Here is a 236-nt window from a genome sequence, read left to right on the forward strand (position 1 = left end):
AGAGATGATTGCTGAAATTAAGGCTATGCCTGTTCAGCCTTGGGATGGGAAGAAAGTTGTTGTTACTGGTTTCTTACTTGAGCCCAACGTATTGCTTGATATCTTCAATGAATTCAAAATTGCTATCGTTGATGACGATTTGTCTCAGGAATCCAGACAGATTCGTGTGGACGTTCTGGATGGCGAAGGTGGCCATCTTTACAGAATGGCAAAGGCTTGGCAGCAAATGTACGGTT

The 236-nt window shown here is 43.2% G+C and carries 1 protein-coding gene; it reads left to right on the forward strand.

Features of this window, described 5'->3' with window-relative positions; all coding sequences use genetic code 11:
• Nucleotides 1–236, forward strand: a 236-nt coding sequence (locus NE558_RS14330) for a 2-hydroxyacyl-CoA dehydratase family protein (protein ID WP_256150845.1), incomplete at both ends; no start/stop codon positions are given.

Source organism: Anaerotignum propionicum (assembly GCF_024461735.1).
Lineage (GTDB): Bacteria > Bacillota > Clostridia > Lachnospirales > Anaerotignaceae > Chakrabartyella.